18 protein-coding genes are annotated in these 23,173 nt (G+C 71.1%); 7 read left to right on the top strand and 11 right to left on the bottom strand.

The features are described 5' to 3' along the window. Positions 1-59: 59 nt before the first annotated feature. On the bottom strand, positions 60-1,778 hold the full coding sequence (locus HEB94_RS26865) for a hypothetical protein (protein ID WP_192752475.1): 1,719 nt from the start codon (positions 1,776-1,778) through the stop codon (positions 60-62). A 370-nt stretch (positions 1,779-2,148) separates the two neighbouring features. Here HEB94_RS26865 and leuS point away from each other — a divergent pair, with 370 nt between their 5' ends. Both leuS and HEB94_RS52735 read left to right on the top strand, forming a co-directional pair. Next, positions 2,149-4,656, top strand: a complete 2,508-nt coding sequence (gene leuS, locus HEB94_RS26870) for a leucine--tRNA ligase (protein ID WP_192752476.1) — start codon at positions 2,149-2,151, stop codon at positions 4,654-4,656. Positions 4,657-4,975: 319 nt separating this feature from the next. Then, the gene (locus HEB94_RS52735; protein WP_192752477.1) at positions 4,976-7,279 is read left to right on the top strand and encodes a class I tRNA ligase family protein; all 2,304 of its coding nucleotides are present in this window, start codon (positions 4,976-4,978) and stop codon (positions 7,277-7,279) included. Between the two features lie 90 nt (positions 7,280-7,369). Here HEB94_RS52735 and HEB94_RS26880 read toward each other — a convergent pair whose 3' ends face one another. Both HEB94_RS26880 and HEB94_RS26885 read right to left on the bottom strand, forming a co-directional pair. Beyond that, a complete protein-coding gene (locus tag HEB94_RS26880; RefSeq protein WP_192752478.1) occupies positions 7,370-7,897 on the bottom strand; it encodes a pyridoxamine 5'-phosphate oxidase family protein in 528 nt (175 codons plus the stop codon). A gap of 47 nt (positions 7,898-7,944) precedes the next feature. Further along, entirely contained in the window at positions 7,945-8,727 is a 783-nt protein-coding gene (locus HEB94_RS26885; protein ID WP_192752479.1) for a class I SAM-dependent methyltransferase, read from the bottom strand. Between the two features lie 157 nt (positions 8,728-8,884). Here HEB94_RS26885 and HEB94_RS26890 point away from each other — a divergent pair, with 157 nt between their 5' ends. The 5 genes from HEB94_RS26890 to holA all read left to right on the top strand — a co-directional run bounded on the left by HEB94_RS26890 (position 8,885) and on the right by holA (position 15,416). Beyond that, positions 8,885-9,751 (top strand): DegV family protein, encoded by an 867-nt coding sequence (locus HEB94_RS26890; RefSeq protein WP_192752480.1) that lies wholly within the window; start codon positions 8,885-8,887, stop codon positions 9,749-9,751. A 102-nt stretch (positions 9,752-9,853) separates the two neighbouring features. After that, on the top strand, positions 9,854-10,795 hold the full coding sequence (locus HEB94_RS26895) for a phosphotransferase (protein ID WP_192752481.1): 942 nt from the start codon (positions 9,854-9,856) through the stop codon (positions 10,793-10,795). A 116-nt stretch (positions 10,796-10,911) separates the two neighbouring features. Further along, positions 10,912-11,874 (top strand): ComEA family DNA-binding protein, encoded by a 963-nt coding sequence (locus HEB94_RS51120; RefSeq protein WP_337918015.1) that lies wholly within the window; start codon positions 10,912-10,914, stop codon positions 11,872-11,874. A 96-nt stretch (positions 11,875-11,970) separates the two neighbouring features. Beyond that, positions 11,971-14,319: a ComEC/Rec2 family competence protein gene (locus HEB94_RS26905; protein ID WP_337918016.1), complete on the top strand. Its 2,349-nt coding sequence runs from the start codon at positions 11,971-11,973 to the stop codon at positions 14,317-14,319. Positions 14,320-14,420: 101 nt separating this feature from the next. After that, the gene (holA, locus tag HEB94_RS26910; protein ID WP_238361631.1) at positions 14,421-15,416 is read left to right on the top strand and encodes a DNA polymerase III subunit delta; all 996 of its coding nucleotides are present in this window, start codon (positions 14,421-14,423) and stop codon (positions 15,414-15,416) included. A gap of 175 nt (positions 15,417-15,591) precedes the next feature. Here holA and rpsT read toward each other — a convergent pair whose 3' ends face one another. The 8 genes from rpsT to HEB94_RS26950 all read right to left on the bottom strand — a co-directional run bounded on the left by rpsT (position 15,592) and on the right by HEB94_RS26950 (position 22,975). Continuing rightward, complete coding sequence (gene rpsT / locus HEB94_RS26915) at positions 15,592-15,852, bottom strand: 30S ribosomal protein S20 (RefSeq protein ID WP_192752482.1); 261 nt, start codon at positions 15,850-15,852, stop codon at positions 15,592-15,594. Between the two features lie 190 nt (positions 15,853-16,042). Then, positions 16,043-16,759 (bottom strand): ABC transporter permease, encoded by a 717-nt coding sequence (locus HEB94_RS26920; protein WP_192752483.1) that lies wholly within the window; start codon positions 16,757-16,759, stop codon positions 16,043-16,045. 40 nt (positions 16,760-16,799) lie between these two features. After that, positions 16,800-17,717, bottom strand: coding sequence for an ABC transporter ATP-binding protein (locus HEB94_RS26925; RefSeq protein ID WP_192752484.1), 918 nt, complete (start codon positions 17,715-17,717; stop codon positions 16,800-16,802). Next, the gene (locus HEB94_RS26930; protein ID WP_192752485.1) at positions 17,714-18,625 is read right to left on the bottom strand and encodes an ABC transporter permease; all 912 of its coding nucleotides are present in this window, start codon (positions 18,623-18,625) and stop codon (positions 17,714-17,716) included. The genes HEB94_RS26925 and HEB94_RS26930 overlap by 4 nt, the downstream gene beginning before the upstream one ends. Then, complete coding sequence (locus tag HEB94_RS26935) at positions 18,609-19,592, bottom strand: ATP-binding cassette domain-containing protein (protein WP_192752486.1); 984 nt, start codon at positions 19,590-19,592, stop codon at positions 18,609-18,611. The genes HEB94_RS26930 and HEB94_RS26935 overlap by 17 nt, the downstream gene beginning before the upstream one ends. A 116-nt stretch (positions 19,593-19,708) precedes the next feature. Further along, positions 19,709-20,665: a phosphotransferase family protein gene (locus HEB94_RS26940; protein WP_192752487.1), complete on the bottom strand. Its 957-nt coding sequence runs from the start codon at positions 20,663-20,665 to the stop codon at positions 19,709-19,711. 54 nt (positions 20,666-20,719) lie between these two features. Then, on the bottom strand, positions 20,720-21,691 hold the full coding sequence (locus HEB94_RS26945) for a hypothetical protein (RefSeq protein ID WP_192752488.1): 972 nt from the start codon (positions 21,689-21,691) through the stop codon (positions 20,720-20,722). Between the two features lie 264 nt (positions 21,692-21,955). Further along, positions 21,956-22,975, bottom strand: a complete 1,020-nt coding sequence (locus HEB94_RS26950; RefSeq protein ID WP_192752489.1) for an aminoglycoside phosphotransferase family protein — start codon at positions 22,973-22,975, stop codon at positions 21,956-21,958. Between the last annotated feature and the right edge of the window lie 198 nt (positions 22,976-23,173).

A 23,173-nucleotide genomic window follows, 5' to 3' on the forward strand; every position in this document is an offset into this window, starting at 1 on the left:
CGCTAGCCGCCACCTCCGACAACCGTCCGCACCCCGCCGGGAGCGGCACCGCGGACGGGTCAGGACTGGTCGGGCGCGTCCGGCGCATCGGACGCCTCGGACGCCTCGGACGCGGCCGGCTGACGCGCCGCCCACGTCTCCGGCAACGCGGCCAGTGCTTCCAGGTAGCCGTCGGCGTCGCGCAGACCGGCCTCGCTGTCCTGGGGCCGCTCCGACAGGGCGGACATCAGTGCCCTGAAGATCTCGGTCCGTTCGTAGCCCGCGTCGAGGAGCCGGACCGCCGTCTCCCACACCTGCGAGGGGTCCTCGAACCACAGCTGCTGGAGCAGGACGACGTGCAGGCGCTCCTCGGAGGGCGAGACGTAGTCGTACTTCCCGTCCTTGTTCTCCTGCTCCACCAGCCGCTGCACGGCCTTGGCGTCGGTGACGTCGAAACCGGGGGCGGGCACGCCGTCCAGGGCGAACATCCGGCGTTCGAACACTTCGTCCGCGTTGTCCTCGTCGGGATCCATGTCGGCGAGGAGGGAGTCGACGGCGATCCGCGCGGGTCCCCAGTTGTCCCGGTCCTCATACGCCGGAGCGAACCGCGGGACGAGTGTCTCCACGGCGGCGAGGGTCTCGGTGACCGCTTCCTCGGAGAGCCCGGTCCGCCGGCCCGCGTAACGCACCCATGCCGGCAGGACGGCGGTTACGTCGCCGACGTACCGCTGGTCCAGCAGACCGGTGCGGGGGAGCCAGGCGAACAGGAACACCTCGAGCTTGCCCGGGCTGACCCGAAGCGGTTGGCCGCGGTCCTGGTCGCAGCCGTATCCGACGAGTTCGGCCGCGATCGTGCGGGCCGCCTCGACCGGCAGGTCGGTGGCCTCGGGGGAGGAGGCGAAGTCCGCGACGATCTCCTCCCGCTCGGCGTCGGGCAGCTCGGTCGGCTCGATCGCGGTCGCCCCCTCGGGGAGGGACCGGATCCTGGCCACCAGCAGCGCGCGCAGGTCGCGGAACGACTCACCGAGAGGCGCGTCGATCGTCTGCTCGGTCGCGTCGAGCGCGTCCTGGAGGGCGACCCGAAGGGCACTCGGATCGGCCTCGGTGAGGGCCAGTCCCTCGTCACCGGCGACGGTGGACCGGACCTGCTCGAGCAGGCCGGGCGCGTGGTCGGTGGCCCACAGGTCCTTGGCGATCCCGCCGAGGTTGTGGTCGACGAGCACCACGAGCGCGTGCGCGGGCTCCTTCGCGCCGGAGTCGTCGGGTTCGGAGCGAGCCGCGTCGTAGCTGAACGTCATGATCACCTGCGTCGCGTCGCCGAACTCCTCCTCCAGGGTGAAGGACTCCTGGAGCGCGGCCCGTCCCACGAGCCTGGCCCATGGCGGAAGGTCGGACGTCGGGTCGCCCAGGGCGTCCAGCGCCGTGCGGGCCAGCGCCGCCAACCCGGGTTCGGCGATTGCGGCGAGCCCGTGGAGCAGCGCGACGGCCTCGGGCGTCGCCGCCCGCTGCGCGCGCTCCACCAGAACCGGGCCGAACGTCGGCGTCGGGTGCTGCCACCAGCTTCCGATCACGCTCGCCACGAAGCCCTCGACCTGGAGCGGAGAGTCCAGGGTCAACAGTTGACCGGACGCCGCCAGGACCTGGGTGACGAACTCCTCGACCTGGTCGGCCGACGACTGCGACGACGGCTCGGTCGCGGCCGACTCCCCACTCGTCGTGCCGGTGCTACGGCGTCGTGCGCGGCGGCGGTCGGACGGGCGGCGTCTGTCGTCGCGGCGTCCTCGGCTTCTGGGACTCATGCGGCAGAGCTTTTCATGCCCGTCCACCCGCGGCCGCGTCACACCTCGCCCTTGCCCGATGCTCTGGTGCGCACCGATCTTGCGGTGATCGGCGCCCGGTGATCCGCGCGTGGTGATCGGTGCGGTGATCAGTCCGGAGATCGGTGCGGACATCCGTGCGGGCGAAGGCTCCGGTGAGTGCCGGAGCGGCGGCGGAGCGTCCGTGCGCTAGTCTGACCGCATGCGCGTGGCACTGCTCCTTACCGAGCCGCGCTGACCATCAGCGGGTGCGAGAGCATCGCGTCAGCGTGGCGACCCCTCCAGCGCGAGGGGTTTCTTCTTTTGTACGGAGCACCCCCTCCCGCCACAGCCCTCGACGGAGCCAGGAACGATGAGCGAACCCAGCCGAGACGGCCAGTCCGCGGACACCTACGATTTCCACACGATTCAGGGCAAATGGCTGCCCGTGTGGCAGCGGATGGACCCGTTCCGCGCCGACCGCCTCGCCGGTGACAACCCCGAGGTCGAGCCCGACACCAGGGAGCGGCGCTACCTGCTCGACATGTTCCCCTACCCGTCGGGCGACCTGCACATGGGTCACGGCGAGGCCTACGCGTTCGGCGACCTGCTGGCCCGCTACTGGTTCCAGCAGGGCTACAACGTGCTGCACCCGATCGGCTGGGACGCCTTCGGCCTGCCCGCCGAGAACGCCGCCATCCGGCGCAACGCCCACCCCGCCGAGTGGACCTACGCCAACATCGAGACCCAGGCCGAGTCGTTCAAGCGGTACGCCGTGTCCTTCGACTGGTCGCGGCGCCTGCAGACCTGCGACCCGTCCTACTACCACTGGACGCAGTGGTTGTTCCTGCGCTTCTACGAGCGCGGCCTGGCCTACCGCAAGGCCTCCTACGTCAACTGGTGCCCGAGGGACCAGACGGTGTTGGCCAACGAGCAGGTGGTCAACGGCAACTGCGAGCGCTGCGGGTCGCCGGTCACCAAGCGCGAGCTGACCCAGTGGTACTTCAAGATCACCGACTACGCGCAGCGGCTGCTGGACGACATGGCACCGCTCGAGGGCCGGTGGCCCGAGCGCGTCCTGAGCATGCAGCGCAACTGGATCGGCCGGTCCGAGGGCGCCTACGTCGACTTCGCGATGGAGGGCCGCGACGAGCCGGTCACGGTGTTCACGACCCGTCCGGACACGCTCTACGGCGCGACGTTCTTCGTGGTGGCGCCGGAGTCCAAGCTGGCCGACGAGATCTGCGCGCCGGAGCAGCGGGAGGCCTTCGAGGCCTACCTCGAGCAGGTCAAGCGCGAGACCGAGATCGAGCGGCTCTCGACCGAACGCGAGAAGACCGGCGTCTTCCTGGGCGTCCACGCGACCAACCCGGTCAACGGTGAGCGGATCCCCGTCTGGGCCGCCGACTACGTCCTGGCCGACTACGGCACCGGGGCCGTCATGGCCGTGCCGGCCCACGACCAGCGCGACCTGGAGTTCGCGTTGAAGTTCGGCATCCCGGTGCGGGTCGTCGTCGAGACCGGGCAGCCCGACCCGGCGGAGACCGGCGTCGCGACCGCCGGTGAAGGCGTGCACGTCAACTCCGCCAGCATCGACGGGCTGGGCAAGGAGGACGGCGTCCGGGCGATGATCGACTGGCTGGACCAGCAGAAGCTCGGCAGGGGCGCGGTGACGTTCCGGCTGCGCGACTGGTTGGTCTCCCGCCAGCGCTACTGGGGCGCGCCGATCCCGATCATCCACTGCCCGACCTGTGGTGAGGTCCCCGTCCCCGACGACCAACTGCCGGTCGAACTCCCCGACCTGCGGGGCGCCGACCTGTCCCCCAAGGGCACGTCGCCGCTCGCGGCCGCGACCGAGTGGGTGCAGGTGGCGTGCCCCAAGTGTGGTGGTGACGCGCGGCGCGACACCGACACGATGGACACCTTCGTCGACTCGTCGTGGTACTACCTGCGTTACTGCTCGCCCAACTACCAGGACGGTCCGTTCGACCCGGAGGACGTGCGTCGGTGGATGCCGGTCGACCAGTACGTCGGCGGTGTCGAGCACGCGATCCTGCACCTGCTGTACAGCCGGTTCTTCACCAAGGTGCTGCACGACATGGGCGCGGTCGACTTCACCGAGCCGTTCAAGGCACTGCTCAACCAGGGCCAGGTCATCAACCAGGGCAAGGCGATGAGCAAGTCCCTGGGCAACGGCATCGACCTGGGCGAGCAGTTGGGGGAGTACGGCGTCGACGCGATCCGGCTGACCATGGTGTTCGCCGGTCCGCCCGAGGACGACATCGACTGGGCGGACGTGTCCCCGTCCGGATCGCTGCGCTTCATCCAGCGGGCGTGGCGGATCGCGAGCGACGTCACCAGCGAGCCCGACGTCGACTTCGCTGCGGGCGACCTCGCGCTGCGCAAGGTGACCCACAAGGTCATCAAGGAAGTCACCGAGCACGTCGAGTCGTTCAAGTTCAACGTCGCGGTGGCGCGCCTGATGGAGCTGGTCAACGCCGTCCGTAAGGCGATCGACACCGGACCCGGGCCGGCCGACCCGGCGGTGCGGGAGGCCGCCGAGAGACTGGCCGTGATGCTCAGCGTGGTGACGCCCTACACCGCCGAGGACATGTGGGAACGCCTGGGTCACGAGCCGACCGTCGCGCTCGCGGGCTGGCCGACCTACGACCCCGACCTCGCGGCGGCCGACACCCTGACCGCGGTGGCGCAGGTCGCCGGCAAGCTGCGGGACAAGTTCGAGGTGTCACCCGACATCTCCGAGGACGAGTTGCGTCAACTCGCGCTTGCCTCCGAGCGCGTGCAGAGCGCGTTGGCTGGACGCGAGATCAGGAAGGTCATCGTGCGTGCGCCGAAGCTGATCAACATCGTCCCCGCGTAGGACGTTTCGGCGAAAGCCCCGGGGTCTGTCGTACGGCAGACCCCGGGGCTTTTCGGTGTCACCGTTCGCTGGTCGACCGCACGCGCGTGTGCGCTGGCATACGAAGGACTTTCCGGCTGCGATGGTGCGGCTTCGTGGAGTAGGCTCCCCTCATGCAGCCGGTGGCTCTGCTCCTTACCTGGCCGCGCTGACCTCCAGAGGGTGCACTCGCACCGCGTCGGCGTGGCAACCCCTCCTGTGCGAGGGGTTTCTTCATGTCCAGCCCCGGTGACTCGCCCTCCCGCGCGAGCATCGCCGACGCTCCCGAAGGCGGCAGACCATGACGACAGGCGACCCCACATGCCGTTACACCGGCACCCTGGCCGGCCAGATCGAGGCTCGCTGGCAGGCGTACTGGCAGCGCCACCAGACGTTCCACACCCCCAACCCGACCGGCTCGCTGGCTGCCTCCCCCGACCGGGCCGGCGACGGTGCGGCGGCTCGAGCGGCCGCACCGAAGTTCTACGTCCTCGACATGTTCCCCGGACCCTCGGGTTCTCTGCACGTGGGTCATCCGCTCGGCTACGTCGCCACCGACGTCTACGGGCGTTATCTGCGGATGCGCGGCCACAACGTGCTGCACGCGTTCGGTTTCGACGCGTTCGGACTGCCCGCCGAGCAGTTCGCCGTACGGACCGGTCGACATCCGCGTGAGACGACCGAGGAGAACATCGCGACCATCCGGCACCAGTTGCGCCGCCTGGGGTTGGCCCACGACGACCGGCGCGGGGTGTCCACTACGGACGTCGACTTTTACCGCTGGACCCAGTGGATGTTCCTGCAGATCTTCGGTGCGTGGTACGACGAGGAGCGGGACTCCGCTCGGCCGATCGCCGACCTCCTGGCCGCCTTCGAGTCCGGCGAACGCGCGACGCCGGACGGTCGTCCGTGGGCGGCGCTCACCGAACTCGAACGCCGTGGCGTCGTCGACGCTCACCGGTTGGCCTACCTCGACGAGGTGGAGGTGAACTGGTGTCCGGGCCTTGGCACCGTCCTGGCCAACGAGGAGGTCACCGCCGACGGTCGGAGCGAACGCGGCAACTTCCCGGTGTTCCCACGCAAGCTGCGGCAGTGGATGCTGCGTATCACCGCCTACGCCGACCGGCTGCTCGCAGACCTGGACCTGCTGGACTGGCCGGAGCCGATCAAGGCGCAGCAGCGCAACTGGATCGGCCGGTCAACGCGCGAGGAGGCCTCGGTCGACGGCGACGCCGCGGACGAGCGCGGTGACCAGGTCGCCTACCGGCTGCGCGACTGGCTGTTCAGCCGGCAGCGCTACTGGGGCGAGCCCTTCCCCATCGTCTACGACGAGCACGGTCCGATCGCGCTGCCGGAGTCGATGCTGCCGGTCGTGCTGCCCGAGACCGCGGACTTCGCGCCGACCGCGTACGACGCGGACGACGCCGACTCCCGACCCGTGGCGCCGCTGGCGCGGCTGACCGACTGGGTGGAGGTGACGCTGGACCTGGGTGACGGGCCGCGTGCCTACCGGCGGGAGACCAACACGATGCCGCAGTGGGCGGGATCGTGCTGGTATGAGCTGCGCTACCTCGACCCTGACAACACGACCGCCTTCTGCGACCCCGAGATCGAACGCGCCTGGATGGGCCCTGGCTCGCCGACCGATCCCGGGGGAGTGGACCTCTACGTCGGCGGTGTCGAGCACGCGGTCCTGCACCTGCTCTACGCGAGGTTCTGGCACAAGGTGCTGCACGACCTGGGGCACGTGTCCAGCAGGGAGCCGTTTCGCAGGCTGGTCAACAACGGCTACATCCTCGCCTACGCCTACACCGACGAGCGGGGCGTGTACGTTCCGGCCAGCGAGGTCGAACACCGTGACGGCGGGGACTTCTGGCACGGCGAGCCCGTCATCCGCTCGCTCGGCAAGATGGGCAAGAGCCTGCACAACATGGTGACCCCCGACGACATGTGCGCGATCTACGGCGCCGACACCTTCCGGGTGTACGAGATGGCGATGGGGCCGCTGGAGACGTCACGCCCCTGGGATCCGGACGGCATCGTGGGGTCGCATCGCTTCCTGCAGCGGGTGTGGCGGTGTCTGGTGGACGAACGCAACGGTGAGTTGACAGTCGTCGACGAGCCGGCGAAGCCGGCCACCCGTCGGATCCTGCACCGCACGATCGCCGCCGTACGCCACGACCTCGACGAGCTCGCCTTCCACACCGCGGTCGCCCGACTGATGGAGCTGTCGCGGCACGTCGCCGGGTTGGAGCGGGTTCCGCGCGAGGTGGCCCGTCCGTTGGTCTTGTTGCTCGCGCCGTTCGCACCTCACGTGGCGGAGGAGCTGTGGAGTCGGCTGGCGGGCAATGACGGCGCGGGGAGCCTGGCCTACGAGCCCTATCCGGACGCCGACCCGGCCCATCTCGCCGAGACGACGGTGACCTGCGTGGTGCAGGTCGCGGGCAGGATGCGGGAGCGCTGGGACGTGCCCGCGGACATCGACGAGGACGAACTCCGGCGTCGCGCCCTCGCCTCGGCCAAGGTCGCCAGCGCCCTGGCCGGCCGCGCGGTCGCCCGGGTCATCGTCCGCGCGCCCGGCCTGGTCAACGTCGTGCCTGCCTGAGGCCGCGACCATCCCGCCGTTCGACGGCGTCGCCCACGGTGTCGTGGTCGCGGCGGCCAGCCGCTGGCAGCGTCGCCGGCGACCCCATGGTCACGGGGTGTCGGCGACGCCGCCCACCACCTTCGCGGGATCGAAGGCGTAGGCGACCATCCAGTTCGGGACGACCCGGAGGTAGACGATGTCGTCCTCCCACGTCGTCGGCGAACTGTCGTAGTGAGCGGTCAGGTGGTCGTCGATCGGCTTCCAGTCCGCCTGGTCGGGCTCGATGAACTCCACGGTGCCGTGCACGAAGACCCCGAGGTCGTCGCCGCGGATGTGGGCGACGCTGACGCCGGGACGGGCCCGAAGGTGGCGGACCTTGACCGCTGTGCCCGACGTGCTGAAGATCCACCGTCCGTGCAGGAAGTGACCGTCGACGGCGCTGATCCGAGGGGCGCCCTTCGCGGTCACGGTGGCCGCCGAGAGGGTGCACATGCCGGTGAGGACGCTCGTGAGCTGGCGCGCGGTGAGGGTGCGCTCGCCCGGCTTGATGATGGAGCGGAGGTGATCGCTCGCGCGGGGCAGCGAGGTGTCGAGAAGGGCCTGGAGGGTCTCGTGCTCCTCGTCGGTCTCGTACATGGCAGTCAGCCTGACACAGCCCGCCGACAGTCGGCCGGACGTCGAAGTCAGGCCGTCATCCGGTAGAAGAGCGCCGAACGGTCGAGGACGATCCGGCCCTGGCTTCGGCGAAGCTCCTCCACACCCGCGAGCAGACGTTGCCGAAACTCCTCCCGCGCCGCCGGCGGCAGCCCTTCGACGAAGCTCGCCGCACCGTGCGACTGGTGCCAGGCCCAGAACGCCTCGGCGTCGCGGAGCTCCAGCCGAACCTCGTCGACGACGCTGGCGACGCCGGTGAAACCAGCCTGCCGACACAGGTCGGCGAGCTCGTCGTGCTGGTGTGCGGGGTAGGGCTCGGCGATCAGCGCGCTGAACTCGCCGAGCAGCTCGCCGTAGAAGTCCCAGGGCCCTGGCACGTAGGGCGCTCCGACGGTGGAGAACGCGAAGGTTCCACCCGGGCGGAGCACGCGGTGGATCCCGGCGAGCGCCCGATCCGGGTGCGTGAACAGGTGGAGGGCGAATCCGCAGAGGACCACGTCGAAGGACGCGTCGGCCTGGGTCAGCCGTTCGGCGTCCATGACGTAGGCCGTCACGTTGTCCGGTGCGACAGCCCTGAGCAGATCCACCATTCTCGGCGCGGCGTCGACCGCGACCACCTCGCCGCTCGTGCCGACCGCCCGGGCCGCGGGAAAGGCGAGTGCCCCGCGTCCAGCCGCGACGTCGAGTACCCGCTGGCCAGGTCGTAGGTCACAGTGACGTACGAGGAGCTCACCGAACGTCGCGAAGAACGGCACCACGTCGTCGTACGCCGGCGCCACCGTGTCGAAGAGGGGAGTCCATCGGCTGGTCATGGGCCTCACCCTGAAGGAGCTCGCGTCGACTCTGCAACGCCTTTGTCAGGCGTGAGTATCACGCAGGGAAATCACATCGACGCTGTCCGTTCTGACTGATCCAGATCGGCAGATCCATTCGCCGACGAGGTGGGGCAGTGGGCACTAACCTCGTCTCGTGGTGCGACGTGTAGCGCTGGTGACCGACTCGACGGCTCACCTGGACGCCGGTGAAACCGCGCACCGCGGCATCGCCGTGGTTCCCCTGCGGGTGATCGTGAGTGGCACGTCGTACGACGACGGATCGCCCGAGGTGGTCAGGCTCGTCACCGAGGCACTCCTGCAGGGCAAGTCGGTGACGACCTCCCGCCCCTCACCGATGGACTTCCTGGCCGCCTATCGCGAGGCCGCGCGGGCCGGCAGCGAGGCCGCTGTGTCCATCCACGTGTCGGGCGACCTCTCCGGCACCAGCGACGCCGCCCGGTTGGGCGCGGTGCAGGCACCCCTTCCGGTGGCGGTCGTCGACACCCGCCAGATCGGCATGGCGCTCGGGTTCGTCGTGTCCGCCGCCGCCGACGCGGTCGCCCGAGGGGCAGAGGTCGCCGAGGTGGTGGCCGTCGCACGGGCCCGCGCCGCCACCATCGAGACGTTCGTCTACGTCGACACCATGGAGTACCTGCGCAGAGGCGGACGCATCGGGGCCGCCCAGGCCCTGCTGGGTTCCGCGTTCGCGGTGAAGCCCTTGCTGCAGGTGCGGAACGGGCAGATCGAGGTGCTCACCAAGGTACGGACGACCGGGCGTGCGCTGGCCGAGCTCGAACGCGTGACTCTCGCCTCGGCGTCCACCCGACCGGTCGAGATCGGCATCCACCATCTCGGCGTGCCCGAACGCGCCGCCCAGCTCGCCGCCCGGCTGCGCCAGCAGGTGCCGCGACTGGAGCGGCTCGTGACGAGCGAGGCGGGAAGCGCCATCGGTGCCCATGTCGGACCCGGCATGCTCGGCCTTGCCGTCGCGCCCACCGAGGTGCGCTCCAACGGGACATGACCCGACCCGAGGTCGCCGGACCGGTCGCAGCACGCGCTGGCTGCGGCGTACGCGTCGGCGCAGTCGTACCTACGTCGATCGCGTGCCCTACCCTGGGCGACCGTGAGCCTGGGTGGGGATTCTCGTCGGGAGATGCTGGCCGCGATCGGTGATCGATACCAGATCCCGGTCGAGGACATGGCCGCCGCGCCCGCACCCGGTGCGGCCAACCACGTCTACTTTCTGGGCGACCATCTCGTTCTGCGTATCCCACGTGGTGGCGGTGCGCGCTTCGCCGAACTGGCGAAGGAGGCGACCATCATCCCGGCGGCGCGGAAGGCGGGCGTCCGCACTCCGGCGGTGGTGACCTACGACGACAGCTGCACCGTCGTCAGCGTCCCCTACCTGGTGGTGGAGCGGGTTCGGGGTCGCGACCTCGGCGCGCTCGGGATCGAACCCGCGGAGGCCGCCGACGCCTACCGCGAGGTCGGTGTGAGCCTCGCCCGGTTGCATCGCCTCAGCCGCCACGGGATCGGTTCGCTGTCCGGTGTCGGGGTCATGCCGGACGAGGACCCGCGGCCGGCGGTCGTGGCGCTCGCGGAGGCCGGCTACGTCGACGTGGGCGCGGCGCGCTGGCTGGTCGGCTGGTTCGAACGGCTGGCCGTCTGGCGACCCGAGGACGCTCCGCAGGTCATCGTGCACGGCGACGCCTCACCCACCAACATCGTCGTCGAGGGAGCGGGTCCGCGTCGGGCCGCCCTGGTCGACTGGGGGGACGCGGCGTGGGCTGATCCCGCGGTCGACTTCGCCAAGCTTCCGCTGCGTGCCCTGCCGTTCGCCCTGGACGGCTACCTCACCGACGTCGCGCCACGGTCGCGCCCGGAGGTCGAACACTCCTGGGCGGCTCGAGCGCTGTGGTACCACCTGTCATGGGCGCTGCACCGGATTCCGCACGAGCCGCGGACGGACGAACGGGTCTGGACCGCCCCGCCGGCGAGCCGGCTGCTCGAACTCCTGCGGTTCTTCGCCGGATCACCGCCGGAGCCCTGGCGCTCGCTGTCCTGAGCGTCTGGCCCCGCCGCGACGCCAGGTTTTCTCCACAGCACGGCAACCGGTGAGGTTGTCCACCGCACCGACGTCGCTCCGCCCACGGCGGTGCGCTGCTTCCTAACGTCGTCGTCGTGCTGCGCCGACGTCTCTCCCATCAGCGCCGGGTTCGGGTCGAGGACACCATCCGAGCGACCCGCCGGCTGCGCGCCTTACGCCGGCCGCGGCTACGCGTCGGCGGCTGGGTGCCGTCGGTCGACGCCGCGGCGCGGGCCCGTGGCGTTCCGGGCCAGGAGGAGGCGAGTGAGCCGGTGGGTGAGTTCGGTGCGGACAAGGAGACCGCGGACGTCGACGCCGCGCTCCGGCGGGAGCCGACACCCGAAGGGCTGGTGGAGCCACGCGCGACCCACCGGGCCCGGGCCGCCAGCGCCGTCGAGGCGGTGAGCCTCGCCTGGACCCTGCGGCGCGGCCACGTCGTCGCGGTCGCGGTCCTGTTGCTGGTCGCGGTCCTCGGCGCGGGCGTCATGGTGCTACGCAGCCGGCCGGTGCGGGAGGAGGTCCCGGACCCGCCGGCAGCGAGTGTGGTGACGTCACCGCGCCCTTCCCCCGTGGCAGCGTCAGGACCGGCGCTGGTGACGCCGTCGCCGACGCCTGTGGTGGTGCACGTAGCCGGGAAGGTACGCAAGCCCGGCGTCGTCCATCTCCCCGCTGGCTCCCGGGTGGTGGACGCGGTGACGGCGTCCGGCGGCGCCCTACCCGGCACCGACCTCGACACCGTCAACCTCGCTCGGCAACTGGTCGACGGCGAGCAGGTGCTCGTGGGAGTCACTCCGCCGCCTGGCAGCCAGCTCCCTCCCTCGAACGGACCGGGCGGGGGACCGGGCGTGCCCACGCCAGGCGGTGAGCTCGTCGACCTCAACACGGCCACGGCCGCCGAGCTCGAGACGCTGCCTGGCGTGGGTCCGGTCCTCGCCCAGCGCATCCTCGACTTTCGAGCCGAGCACGGGCGGTTCCTGAGCATCGAGGACCTGCGCGAGGTCAGCGGCATCGGCGAGCAGAAGTACGTCGACCTGCAGGCGCGGGTGAGGGTGTCGTGAGTCGGACGAGGCGTCGGACCGCGGAGGCGGCGCAGCGGCGCGCGGTCGAGGACGACGTCGGCCTCCGGTCTCGACCTGCGGCTCGTACCTGTGGCGGTGGCGTGTTGGTCGTCCACCCTGGTCGTCCCGGTCGTGCCGGCGCGGTTCTCGGTGGTGGCCGCCGCCGTCGCCGCCACGGTGGCCATCGTCGTCATCGCCTTGCAGGGGAGAGTTCGCTACGCCAGTCTGGCCGCCGCCCTGACCTGTCTAGGTGTGGCGGTCGCGAGCACGGTGACGCTGCTCCACGTCACCGCGGCACGAAGCGGGCCGGTGCCCGCCCTCGCGGCACGGGCCGCCGTCGTCACGGTCGACGTACGGGTCCGCTCGGACCCGGTCCTGCGACCCTCCCATGGTCGCGGCGCGCCTTACACCGTTCTCGACGCCGACGTCGAGCGACTGACCCGGCACGGGGTGACGACCCGCGTGCGCACACCGGTCGTCCTCACCGGTCCCGCGTCCTGGACCGTCGTCCAGCCCGGCGAGCGGGTGCGCACCGTCGCGCGGCTCGCCCCGACCGAGCCTGGCGAGCGCGCCGTCGCCGTCCTCGCCGCCCGCACCTCGCCCACCCTGTTGCGACCCGCCGGCCCGCTCGACCAGGCGGCGAGCAGGTTGCGGGCCGGTCTTCGGGAGGCGGTGGCCGGGTTGCCGCCCAACGAGCGTGGCCTGGTGCCGGCCCTGGTGGTGGGCGACGAGTCCCAGATGCCGCCGCAGTTGGTCGAGGACTTCCGCACGGCTGGCCTCTCCCACCTGACCGCCGTCTCCGGCACCAACCTCACGATTCTGTTGGCGTTCGTCCTCGGCGCCGCGCGGTGGGCCGGCCTGCGCTCCTGGGGAGTGCCCGTCCTCGGTGTGGTGTGCGCCCTCGGTTTCGTCCTGCTGGCCCGTCCCGAACCCAGCGTGCTGCGGGCCGCCGCGATGGGGCTCGTGGGGCTGGCCGGGCTCGCCGTCGGGTCCCGCCGTCACGGCCTACCGGCACTCACCTGCGCGGTCGTCGTCCTGCTCATGGTCGACCCGTGGCTCGGCCGTACGTACGGGTTCGCCCTGTCGGTGCTCGCGACCGCCGGGATCGTCGTGTTGGGGCCGCCGTTCGGCGACGCGCTCGCCCGGTGGCTGCCGCGGTTCCTGGCGACCGCGATCGGAGTGCCGTTGGCGGCACAACTCGCCTGCACGCCGGTGGTCGCGATCCTGTCCGGCTCGGTGAGCGCGGTCGCCGTGGTGGCTAACCTCATGGCCGGCCCGGCGGTGAGTCCGGCGACGGTGCTCGGGATCGCGGCCACCCTGATCGCGCCGGTGAGTGTCGTCGTCGCCTCGGTTCCCGGCCACCTCGCCGGCTACGCCGCGCGCTGGATCGTGGAGGTCGGCACGCGTGCCGCCGGCATGCCGGGCGCCGATCTCACCTGGCCGCCCTCGGGCCTCGGCGTCGCGGTGCTGACCCTGCTGTGTGCGGTCGCCGCCGTGATCACTCCGTGGCTACTGAACCGCCGTTGGGTGAGTGTCGCGCTCGCCGGGCTCCTCACGCTGTGGATCGTCCATCCGGTCCGGGTGCCGGTACCGCTCACCTGGATCACCGGATGGCCCCCGGACGGCTGGCTGATCGTCGCGTGCGACGTCGGGCAGGGCGACGCGCTGGTGCTCCGGTCCGGACCCGCCACCGCGGTCGTGGTCGACACCGGACCCGACCCGGACGCGGTCGACCAGTGCCTACGCGGCCTTGGGGTTCGGCGGGTGCCCTACGTGCTGCTCACCCACTTCCACGCCGACCACACCTCCGGACTTCCAGGGGTCCTGCGTGGTCGCGAGGTCGGCGAGATCGGCATCCGACCAGGTGCCTCCTCGACGGCCGACCAGGTGCGTGCGACTGCGACGGCGGCAGGGGTCGACGTCGTACCGGTGGCGGCGGGTGAGTTGCGCCGAGTCGGCGCCCTGTCCTGGACGGTGCTGGGACCGGCGCCGACCTCGACGGTCGAGGCCGACTCGGCGGCGGCCGGTGACGCGCGGTCCGGCGGGGTCGAGAGCACCGAAGGGGAGGAGGGCTCCGCCGAGAACGACGCCAGCGTGGTCGTCCTGGCGCAGACGCAGGGCGTCCGGGTCCTCCTGACCGGAGACGTCGAACCGGCGAGCCAACGGCGGTTGCTGCGTTCGGGAGTCGACCTGCGTGCGTCGATTCTGAAGGTCCCCCACCATGGCTCCCGTTATCAGGACACCGGCTTTCTGCGCGCCGTGGCGGCCCGGGTGGCGCTGATCAGCGTTGGCGCCGACAACGACTACGGTCACCCCGCGCCCTCCGCGATCGAGGAGCTCACCAGCGAGGGTGCCCGGGTCGAGCGCACCGATCTGGCCGGTTCGGTGGCCGTGGTCAAGGACGGTTCGGGGCTGTCCGTCGTCACCCGTTCGGTTCCGCGATGAACGCGGCCGGCCACCGCGGGAGCGGGAACGGCACACGTGCGCGCGAGGACGTGGCCAGGTCCGCACCGCGGTTGTCGGTGTCGCGTGGGATGCTGAGCGGGATGGCTGCGAAGTCCGGTGCCCCGATCTCCGACGGCGACGCTCTCGGAGGAGTCACCCTCGTCCTGGGTCCAGAGGACCTGTTGGCCGATCGTGCCGTGACGGCCGTCGTCCGTGCCGTCCGCGCGGCCGACCAGGACGCCGACGTCACCGACCTCGAGGGGGCCAACCTCGCGGCCGGCGGCCTCGCCGAACTCACCAGTCCCTCGCTCTTCGCGACCGCGCGTGCCGTGGTGGTCCGCGGTGTCGACGGGATCCCCGCCGAGGCGGTCGACGCCCTGCTGGCCTATGTTCGCTCCCCACAACCTGACGTCGCGCTGGTCCTCGTTCATCGCGGTGGTCAGAAGGGCCGCGGCGTCGTCGACAAGCTCCGCAAGGCGAAAGTGCGCGTCGTCGCCTGCGATGCGTTGAAGAGCTATGAGTTGCCCGCTTTCGTCACCCGAGAGATCCGCGCCGCGGGCGGCCGGATCGACGACGAGGCGGCGCAGTTCCTCGTCGAGTCGGTGGGAAGCGATCTTCGGGCGCTGGCCGGGGCGGCGTCCCAGTTGATCTCCGACACTGACGGGGGAGCCATCACCGAGGAGGTCGTCCGCCGCTACTTCGCCGGCCGCGCCGAGGTGACCAGCTTCGCGGTGGCCGACGCCGCGGTCGCGGGCCGGGCGGCGAACGCTCTCGAGCAGCTTCGCTGGGCGCTGCGCTCAGGTGTCGCACCGGTTCTGGTGACCTCCGCGCTCGCGTCCGGGGTCCGTGGCCTCGCCAAGCTCTCCGGTGCCCCACGGGGCCTGCGCGACGCCGACCTCGCCCGTGAGATCGGCGTGCCGCCATGGAAAGTCAAGACCCTCCGCGGCCAGCTGCGCGGCTGGACCGACGAGGGTCTCGCGGCAGCCATGCTCGCGGTGGCCCGCGCGGACGCCGACGTCAAGGGCGGTGCCGACGACTCCGACTACGCGCTGGAGCGCGCTGTCCTGGCGATCACCCAGGCCCGGGGCAAACGCTGACCAGCGCTCCGGCGCAGCACCCTCATCCGGATCGAGGCCCGGCCCCGGATGAAGCAGAAGGAGCGCAGGGAAGATCGGCCCGACAAAACTCCCAGAACAGCACAAAGAGCTGCTCGGCCCCGAGGGAACGAGCAGCTCTTACGTGATCGTGAGAAGGGGCGCTACCAGGCGTTGCCTAGAGCGCAGCGGCCTTCTTGAAGATCGCGGACTTCTTGTTGGCGGCCTGGTTCTTGTGCAGGACGCCCTTGGAAGTCGCCTTGTCCAGAAGGCGACCAGCCGTCCGCGCGAGTTCCTGTGCCTTCGCGCTGTCGCCAGCCTCGGCAGCCTGGCTGAAGTTGCGAATCGCCGTCCGCAGCGAGGACCGGACCGACTTGTTGCGAAGGCGGTGGGTCTCGTTCTGCTTGATCCGCTTGATCTGGGACTTGATGTTCGCCACTGAGCTGAAGCCTCGATCGCACGTCGTACGGATGGGAGTTGCACGGCAGGCTGAACCCCCGCGCGAATGAAGAGCGTACCAGTCGAGCGGACAAGGACCTAACCCTGCGGCGGATCCCCCCGAATCCACCCTTAAGGTGACTCGCCCGCCGGGCGCGGTGCCCGGTCGGTGACGCGGGGTTGGGCGTCGACTACTCCGTCTCGGTGAGGGTGAGGGAGCGCAGCCGCTCGCCCGCGAACCACGTCGCCACCACGATCGTCAACGCGAGCAGGATGACACCTGTCCCGAGCCCGACCGCCGCCTCGATGCTGTCCCTGGAGATCAGGGTGTCGGCGACCGCGAGCGCCCACTGCTGGATGCTGAGGACCTGCGCACCGGGGACGAACCCGCCGACCAGGCTCTCCCAGATCAGCGCGTAGATGAGGCCGAAGACGACGGCGTGCTTGGTGACCACGGCCAGCATCAGGAAGACCGCGCTGTAGGCGAGTCCGGCAACGGCGGCGGCCACCGCGAAGGCGACCGCGACCCCGTCGTCGAACCCAGACATGATCACCCCGGCGATCAGCGTGGGCACGGCGGCGAACACCACCAGGCATCCCACCGACACCGCGAGCTTCGTCAGGATGATCGTCGGGCGCGGCATCGGCTTGGCGAGTACGTAGATGATCGAGCCGTCGTCGATCTCCGGCCCGATCACGCCCGTCCCGGCGATGAGGCCGAGCAGCGGCACGATGGTGCCGAGCGCGAACGTCTGGAGAAGCGTCGTACCGACCTGGAGGCTCGGGCCCGTCACGAGCCGCAGCAGGACCGCGAGCAGGACCAGCACCGCCGGTAGGACGAACAGCAGGAGTACGCGTCGCTTCCCGAGCAGGGTGCTGGTGGTGAGCCGGGCGATGGTGGCGTTCATTGGACTCTCATCTCGGCGGGGTCTCTCATCTCGGCGGGCCTCACGCGGTGATGAGGTAGGAGAAGACGCTCTCGAGGGACTCGTCGGACGGCGAGATCTCGTAGAGCCGGACACCGGCGGCGCGGGCCACCTGCGGCACGAGCCAGGTGAAGCGGGCGAAGTCGACCGCCTGCACGCGCAGGCAGCGCTCCCGGGCGTCGAGTTCGACGCCCGCGGAGGATCCGTCGGCGATGAGCGCCGACGCGAGCTTGCGGTCGTCACTGGAGCGGATGACGTACTGGTGCGGCCGGTCGATCATCAGCCGGCGGATCTCCCGGAAGTCGCCGGAGGCGGCATGCCGTCCGGCCACCACGACCTCGATGTGGGAGGCGACCTGCTCGACCTCCTCGAGGATGTGGGAGCTGAACAGCACCGTGCGACCGGCCGCGCCCATCGCCCGCAGCAGGTCCATGAGGTGCAGCCGCTGGCGCGGGTCCATGCCGTTGAACGGCTCGTCCAGCAGAAGCACGGACGGACGGTGAACCAGCGCGGTCGCCATCTTGATCCGTTGCTTCATGCCCTTGGAGTACGTGCCGACGGCGCGTTTCTGGGCCGACGCCATCTCGACCGTCGCGATCGCCTCTTTGGCGGCGGCCTCGGGGTCGGCGAGCCGGTGCAGTTTCGCGTTCGCGAGGACGAACTCCCAGCCGGTGAGGTTGTCGTAGAGGGCTTCGCGTTCGGGGACGAGTCCGATGTGGCGGTAGGCCGCCTGGTTGCGCCAGACCTTCTCCCCGTCCAGCGTGACAGTGCCCGCGGAGGGGGAGAGGAAGCCGCCCATCATGTGGATGAGGGTCGACTTGCCCGCTCCGTTGGGCCCGAGGAGCCCGGTGACGCCCGGCCCGATCGTCATCGCGACGTCGTTGACCGCGACGACGTTGCCGTACCAACGAGAGACGTGGTCGAGACGTAGCACGCTCATGAGGCGGCCACCTTCCGGTAGCGGAGCAGCAGGAGACCGAAGGCGCCGACCACGACCACCGCGGTCACCAGCAGGTAGGCGACCGTGCCGAGCGCGCCGTCCGGCGGAGGTACGGCACCGGAGCTTTGGGCGCCGAGGGCGATCACCTGGACGCCGTCGACCAGCGTGACGGGGGAGAACAGTCCGGCGTAACCGGCCGCTCCCTGCTGGCCCTGCTCGCTGAGGATGACGCCGACCAGGTTGGACCCGGCGTAGGAGACGGTGAGAACGGTGATGATGGCGGCCACGCCGAACCCGCGTCGCGTGGTGAGCGCGGCGATCACGGCCGCGATGCCGGCGAGGATGAGAGCGAGGATGGCGATGCCGGCCAGTCCTTCGAGGAACCCCTTCGTCTGGGAGCCGAACGGGTACTTCGCGAGAAGTGCGCCGACGTACATCAGCACCAGGGGCACAGCCATCAGGATGAACAGCGAGGCGACGAGCGCGCCGTACTTCGCGACCACGTAGTCGAGTCGGACGAGCGGCCGGGAGAAGTACAGCGTGATCGTGCGGAAGCGCAGGTCCCGGGAGAAGAGCTGGGGCGCCTGGGCGGCCGCGAAGATGCCGATGACCGCCTGGGTGAAGATGGCGTACCGCGTGTAGGGAACCAGCGGATTCTCGGGCTTGAGCGCGATCGTGACGGCGACGAGGATCCCCGCCGGCAACACCATGACCGCGCCGAGCAGGAACGGCAGGATCTTCGACTTCGCGGTGCGGCCGAGCCCGTAGGTCGAGCGCAGACTCTGGACGAACAGTGACCGCAGGATGTAGCCGCGGCTGAGTCGGGGTCCGTCGTAGCGCCGGTAGCCGATGTCGTGGATCACACCGGCCGGAGCGCCGTAGGACGCGACTTCAGGGGGTACCGACACGGTGCGCTCCTCCTTCGACCTGGCCACCGGTCTGGTGGGCCGCGGCGTCGTCCCGGAAAATCTCCTCGATGCGGTGCCGACGCTGTTCCATCCGCACCAGGCCGAGGTCGAGTTCGGCGGCGGTGTCGCGTACGACGTCGAAGGTCTCCTCACGGGCGATGTCGATCATCAACAGCCGCCCGTCAGGAACCACCCGGAACCCGCGGTCGGCGAGCGCCTGCCCCAGCCGGTCCCGGGCCGCCGTGAGGTTCGGGTCGGACTCGAATGACACGGCCTCCACGACCAGCACCTGGGTGGCGCGGGTGAAGTCGGCCGTCGAGGAGGCGCGCAGCAGCTTCCCGCCGTCGATGATCACCACCTGGTCGCAGATCCGCTCCAGCTCGCCGAGCAGGTGGGAGGTGACCAGGACGGAGATCTGGAAGTCCGTGCCGATCCGGCGGATGAGCCCGAGCATGTCGTCGCGGCCGGCCGGGTCGAGGCCGTTGGTCGGCTCGTCGAGGAAGACGAGTCGGGGGTCGTGGACGAGAGCCTGCGCGAGCTTGACCCGCTGCCGCATGCCCGTCGAGTAGCCGCCGATCGGGCGGTAGCGCTCCTCGTAGAGGCCGACATGCCGCAGCGTGTCGGCCGTACGTTCACGTGCGCTCGCCGCCGGCAGGCCCGACATCCGGGCCATGTGGACGACGAACTCCGTCGCCGACATGTCTGGTGGCAGGCAGTCGTGCTCGGGCATGTAACCCACTCGGTCCCGGATCGCCGGGCCCTGCGTCGCGACGTCGAGGTCGAGGACCGTCGCGTCGCCAGCAGTGGCCGGCTGCAGGCCGAGCAGGATCTTGATCAGGGTCGACTTGCCGGCGCCGTTGGCACCGACGAGCCCCGTCACACCGGGACCGACGTCGACCGTCAACTGGTCGAGCGCGGTGACGCTCGGGAACCTCTTCGTGAGGCCATGGATCGAGATCACGGACACGAGACGACGCTAGTGCCCCGGAGGCTTCGTGCCGTCCGACTCGCGGACGAACCTTCGGATGCCTTTCCCCTACGGGCTTGCCGGAGGGCGGCCGGGGTCGACCCTCAGCCGACCCCTCAGCCGACCCAGCCCCGGCGGACCGCGAGCCAGGACAGCGTGGCCTCGGCGTACCATGCCTGGTGGGCACGCAGGTAGGGCGATCCCGCCGTCTTCGGTTGCAGCGACTCGCGGGTGAAGTACCCGCTCAGTCCGGCGAGTACGGCGTCGACCGCATCGGCGTCGGCGCTCTCGCCCAGCGGGTGGGCGGCGAGGAGGGCGTCCGCGTCGTACCCGTCCCCTCGTACGGAGATCAGCAGTGTCACCAGGTCGAGCCAGGCCGGTCCACGACTCGGCCAGTTCCAGTCGCAGAACCACACGGTGCCGTCGTCACCGACGAGGACGTTGTCGTCACGGAGGTCACAGTGGACGACCGCCTCCCCGCGAAGCGCGTCGGGTGCGCTCTTCTCCAGGGCGGCGAGTTCGAAGACCTGCTGGTTGGGCGTTCCTCCGTTGTCGCGCAGCAGGTCCCGCCAGTAGCCGAAGTCCTGGACCAGCCAGTCCCGCGCCTCCGGGAGGAGCAGCCCGGCAGGTGCGGGGGTCAACGTCTCGGCCAGTGAGGTGAGCGCGGTGAGGACGTCGGTGAGCTCACGTGGCTGCCAGGGCCGGACCGGCGGGTGGCCGGGTACGTCGTCGAAGCACAGCACCACCCACTCCAACTCCTCCAGGGTCCAGCGCAACCGAGGTGCCGGCACCGCCGCCGGAAGCTTCGCGGCGGTGCGTGCCTCGGCGGCGTAGGAGTCGGCGATCGCCGGACTCATCCGCGTCGACACCGCCTTGACGAACGCGCGTTCACCTGTGGCGTAGACCAGCCGGGACGCGAATCCCGGTGTGAAGCCCGAGTCCTGGCTCGCCGCCGCGACGACCGTGCCGCCCAGGCGTTCCTGGATCCGCTCCCGGAGCCGCTCGGGCAGGTCGGTCCAGTGCGGCCGGACAGCGGTGGCGCCGTAGGGCACCGGTGGGCGAGGTGCGCTCATCCGGCGATCCTGGCAGTTCGGCTCGCCTGGTGTCGCGGCTGGGTGCGGGGCGGCCTACATCGCGGCCGCGGTCACACCGGGGGCGGTCGGCCCCGCCAGCAGCCGGAACGAGCCCGCCGCTCCCGGGGTGACCTCGGCGATCCCGGTCTGCCGGTCCGGCCCGGTGAAGGCGAAGCGCAGGCCGGTCGGCGTCCACGCCGCGGCGCCGCCGAGATGGCCGGGAGGAAGTGGCAGCGTCACGACGGTGTTGGTGTGGCGGCGGTAGATGAGCAGGTGCGACCGGCCTCCGCCGTCCGCCCGGACGGCGACCTGCTCGCCGGTCACGTCCGCGGCCAGGGGCCACGGGTTGTGTGGACCGTTGAGGTCGGCGGGCCACTGGACCGGCCCACCGGGGGTCGCCGCCCAACCGACCCGCCCACCGTCGTCCGCCACCACGAACAGCCCCGCGGACGGGACGGCGAAGAGCAGCCGCAGGCTCGGGTTCTCTGGCCACAGAGCTTCCAGGACGCCGGTCTCCAGGTCGATCGCGACACAGGTGAGACGCCCCTCGTGGGCACGGTTGACGGCGAGCCGATGGCCAGCCGGGTCCAGCCACGTCCCGCCGATGACCAGGCCGGGGACGGTGCGGACGGGTCGCGGTACGGCGTCGCCCGGGCCGAGTTGCCACAGCGTCGAGGACGGGTCGGACCGGGTGGTGATCGCCATGGCCAGCGCGTCGTGGGACGGGTGCGGGAGTAGCTGCAGGCCGAGTGCGGGCAGGGTGGCGAGCCGTCGTGCCGGCTCGTCGGGACGGCCCAGGATGATCTCGTGCCGGTCCGGCCCGACGTGGTGAAGAAGGACGCCGCCGTCGTCGAGGGGCAGCGTCTGCGCCTGCGGACCGGCGGGTGCCAGGCCGGGAACGGGCCGCGGTGGCTCCGCCGGATCCAGCGGCCAGTGCTCGACGTGCCACCTCGTGGGCTCGGTGGCGGCGAGGCAGGCGGCGTAGGTGCCTCGGGGACTGAACCGGAACCCGGTGCGGGTCAGCATGGTCGCGACCGCCTCACCGGTATCGACGAATCCCGTCGCTCCTGCGCGGGTGCGCCCCGCCGTCGGATCTTCGGCCTTCCCCCCACGAGTCCCCCCTTGCGCCGATGTGCACGTTCTGTACGCCTACCACTACCAATCGCGCACACCGGGGGCAAGTGTCGCGAGCGGATCGAGACCAGATCACAACCCATCGGCTGCCGTGAGCCACGGCAGTGCCCCTGGTCGCTCCTGTCTCTGCAACCACCCGCGATGCCGGTTGGCCACTCAGCCGCGCCGCCGGCGCAACCAGGCCAGTAGCGCGTCCGCGGTCGTCCGCTGGTAGGTCCGCAGGGTGGGGAGGCCCGGGGGAGCCGGCTGCCGCGATCGCTCGGTGAGCATGCCGGTCACCGCCTCGACGAGGGTGGTCACGTCGTCGGGATCGACGTCGCCGGTGAGCGGGTGTCGCGCCAGCAGGGCGTCGACGTCCACGGTCGTACCGCTGGTCACCAGGTCGAGGCAGGTGATCGCGGTGTCGACCCAGCCGGCGCCCTTCGCGGCCCAGGCCCAGTCGACGAACACCACCCGCCCCGCGTCTGTGATGAGGAGGTTGTCGGCCCGGATGTCCCAGTGGACGAGCGACTCACCGGACACGAGCAGGCGTGCGCGTTCGCCGCTCGTGGCGAGCCGGTCCAGGTGTGCGAGCGCCCACGGGTCGAGGTCGTCGGGCGGCGCCTTCGACAGGGTCGCCCAGCCGCCGCTGAAGGTGCTGTTGTCCTCCAGCCGGGGTGCGTCCGGCCAGGGCGTGGGGGTGAGCGCGGAGGTGAGCTCGGCGAGGGCACCGAGCACGAGGTCGACGTCCTCGTCGACCCAGGGGTGCGGGGGCTCCCGCCCGTCGACGTCCTCCAGCAGGAGGGCGATCCAGTCGCCGTCGTCGTACGTCGCGTAGACGCGGGGCAGCCATGGCAGCTCCGGCAACGCCCGCATCGCCGCCACCTCGGCGCGCAGGATGCGTGGGCTGTCGGGGTTGAGCGCGGAACCCACCGCCTTCACGAACGCGCGCCGGCCACCAGCGGTGACCAGCCGGGCGGCCGGCCCGGGTGAGAAGCCACCGCTCTGGGAGACGGCCGAGACCACCGAGGAGCCGAGCTCGCGCTCGACCCAGCCGCGGACCACGTGGGGGAGCGCGTCGTAGGGCAGTCGCACCCCCGCGGCGCGGGTTCCGGTCCTCGCCGTCGCGCTGGGCGCGGTCGCCGCCGCCGGTGTGCCGGATGTGGACGCGATGCTCGTGGGTGGCCGGCTGTTCATGCGGAGATCCTGTCCACCGCCGGGTGGAGGGGCAACGTGTTTACGCTGGCGGAGGGGGCCGCCGAAGGCGCGGTCCGGGGCGAGCGCCCGCGCGGTCGTCCCCGAGCCACGTCAGTACCGGCGAGACCAGGCGACACCCGGCGAGACCCGGCGATTCGGGCGATCCGGACAGCGCGTCGGCCAGAACGGCGTACGTCC

It is taken from the genome of Actinopolymorpha pittospori (assembly GCF_014873875.1).
Classification (GTDB): Bacteria; Actinomycetota; Actinomycetes; order Propionibacteriales; family Actinopolymorphaceae; genus Actinopolymorpha; species Actinopolymorpha pittospori.

Excerpts from the sequence above, each read along its gene's own strand:
- HEB94_RS26865 (WP_192752475.1), bottom strand. The coding sequence starts at position 1,778 with ATGAGTCCCAGAAGCCGAGGACGCCGCGACGACAGACGCCGCCCGTCC.
- leuS (WP_192752476.1), top strand. The coding sequence starts at position 2,149 with ATGAGCGAACCCAGCCGAGACGGCCAGTCCGCGGACACCTACGATTTC.
- HEB94_RS52735 (WP_192752477.1), top strand. The coding sequence starts at position 4,976 with ATGACGACAGGCGACCCCACATGCCGTTACACCGGCACCCTGGCCGGC.
- HEB94_RS26880 (WP_192752478.1), bottom strand. The coding sequence starts at position 7,897 with ATGTACGAGACCGACGAGGAGCACGAGACCCTCCAGGCCCTTCTCGAC.
- HEB94_RS26885 (WP_192752479.1), bottom strand. The coding sequence starts at position 8,727 with ATGACCAGCCGATGGACTCCCCTCTTCGACACGGTGGCGCCGGCGTAC.
- holA (WP_238361631.1), top strand. The coding sequence starts at position 14,421 with ATGGCTGCGAAGTCCGGTGCCCCGATCTCCGACGGCGACGCTCTCGGA.
- HEB94_RS26920 (WP_192752483.1), bottom strand. The coding sequence starts at position 16,759 with ATGAACGCCACCATCGCCCGGCTCACCACCAGCACCCTGCTCGGGAAG.
- HEB94_RS26925 (WP_192752484.1), bottom strand. The coding sequence starts at position 17,717 with ATGAGCGTGCTACGTCTCGACCACGTCTCTCGTTGGTACGGCAACGTC.
- HEB94_RS26940 (WP_192752487.1), bottom strand. The coding sequence starts at position 20,665 with ATGAGCGCACCTCGCCCACCGGTGCCCTACGGCGCCACCGCTGTCCGG.
- HEB94_RS26945 (WP_192752488.1), bottom strand. The coding sequence starts at position 21,691 with ATGCTGACCCGCACCGGGTTCCGGTTCAGTCCCCGAGGCACCTACGCC.
- HEB94_RS26950 (WP_192752489.1), bottom strand. The coding sequence starts at position 22,975 with ATGAACAGCCGGCCACCCACGAGCATCGCGTCCACATCCGGCACACCG.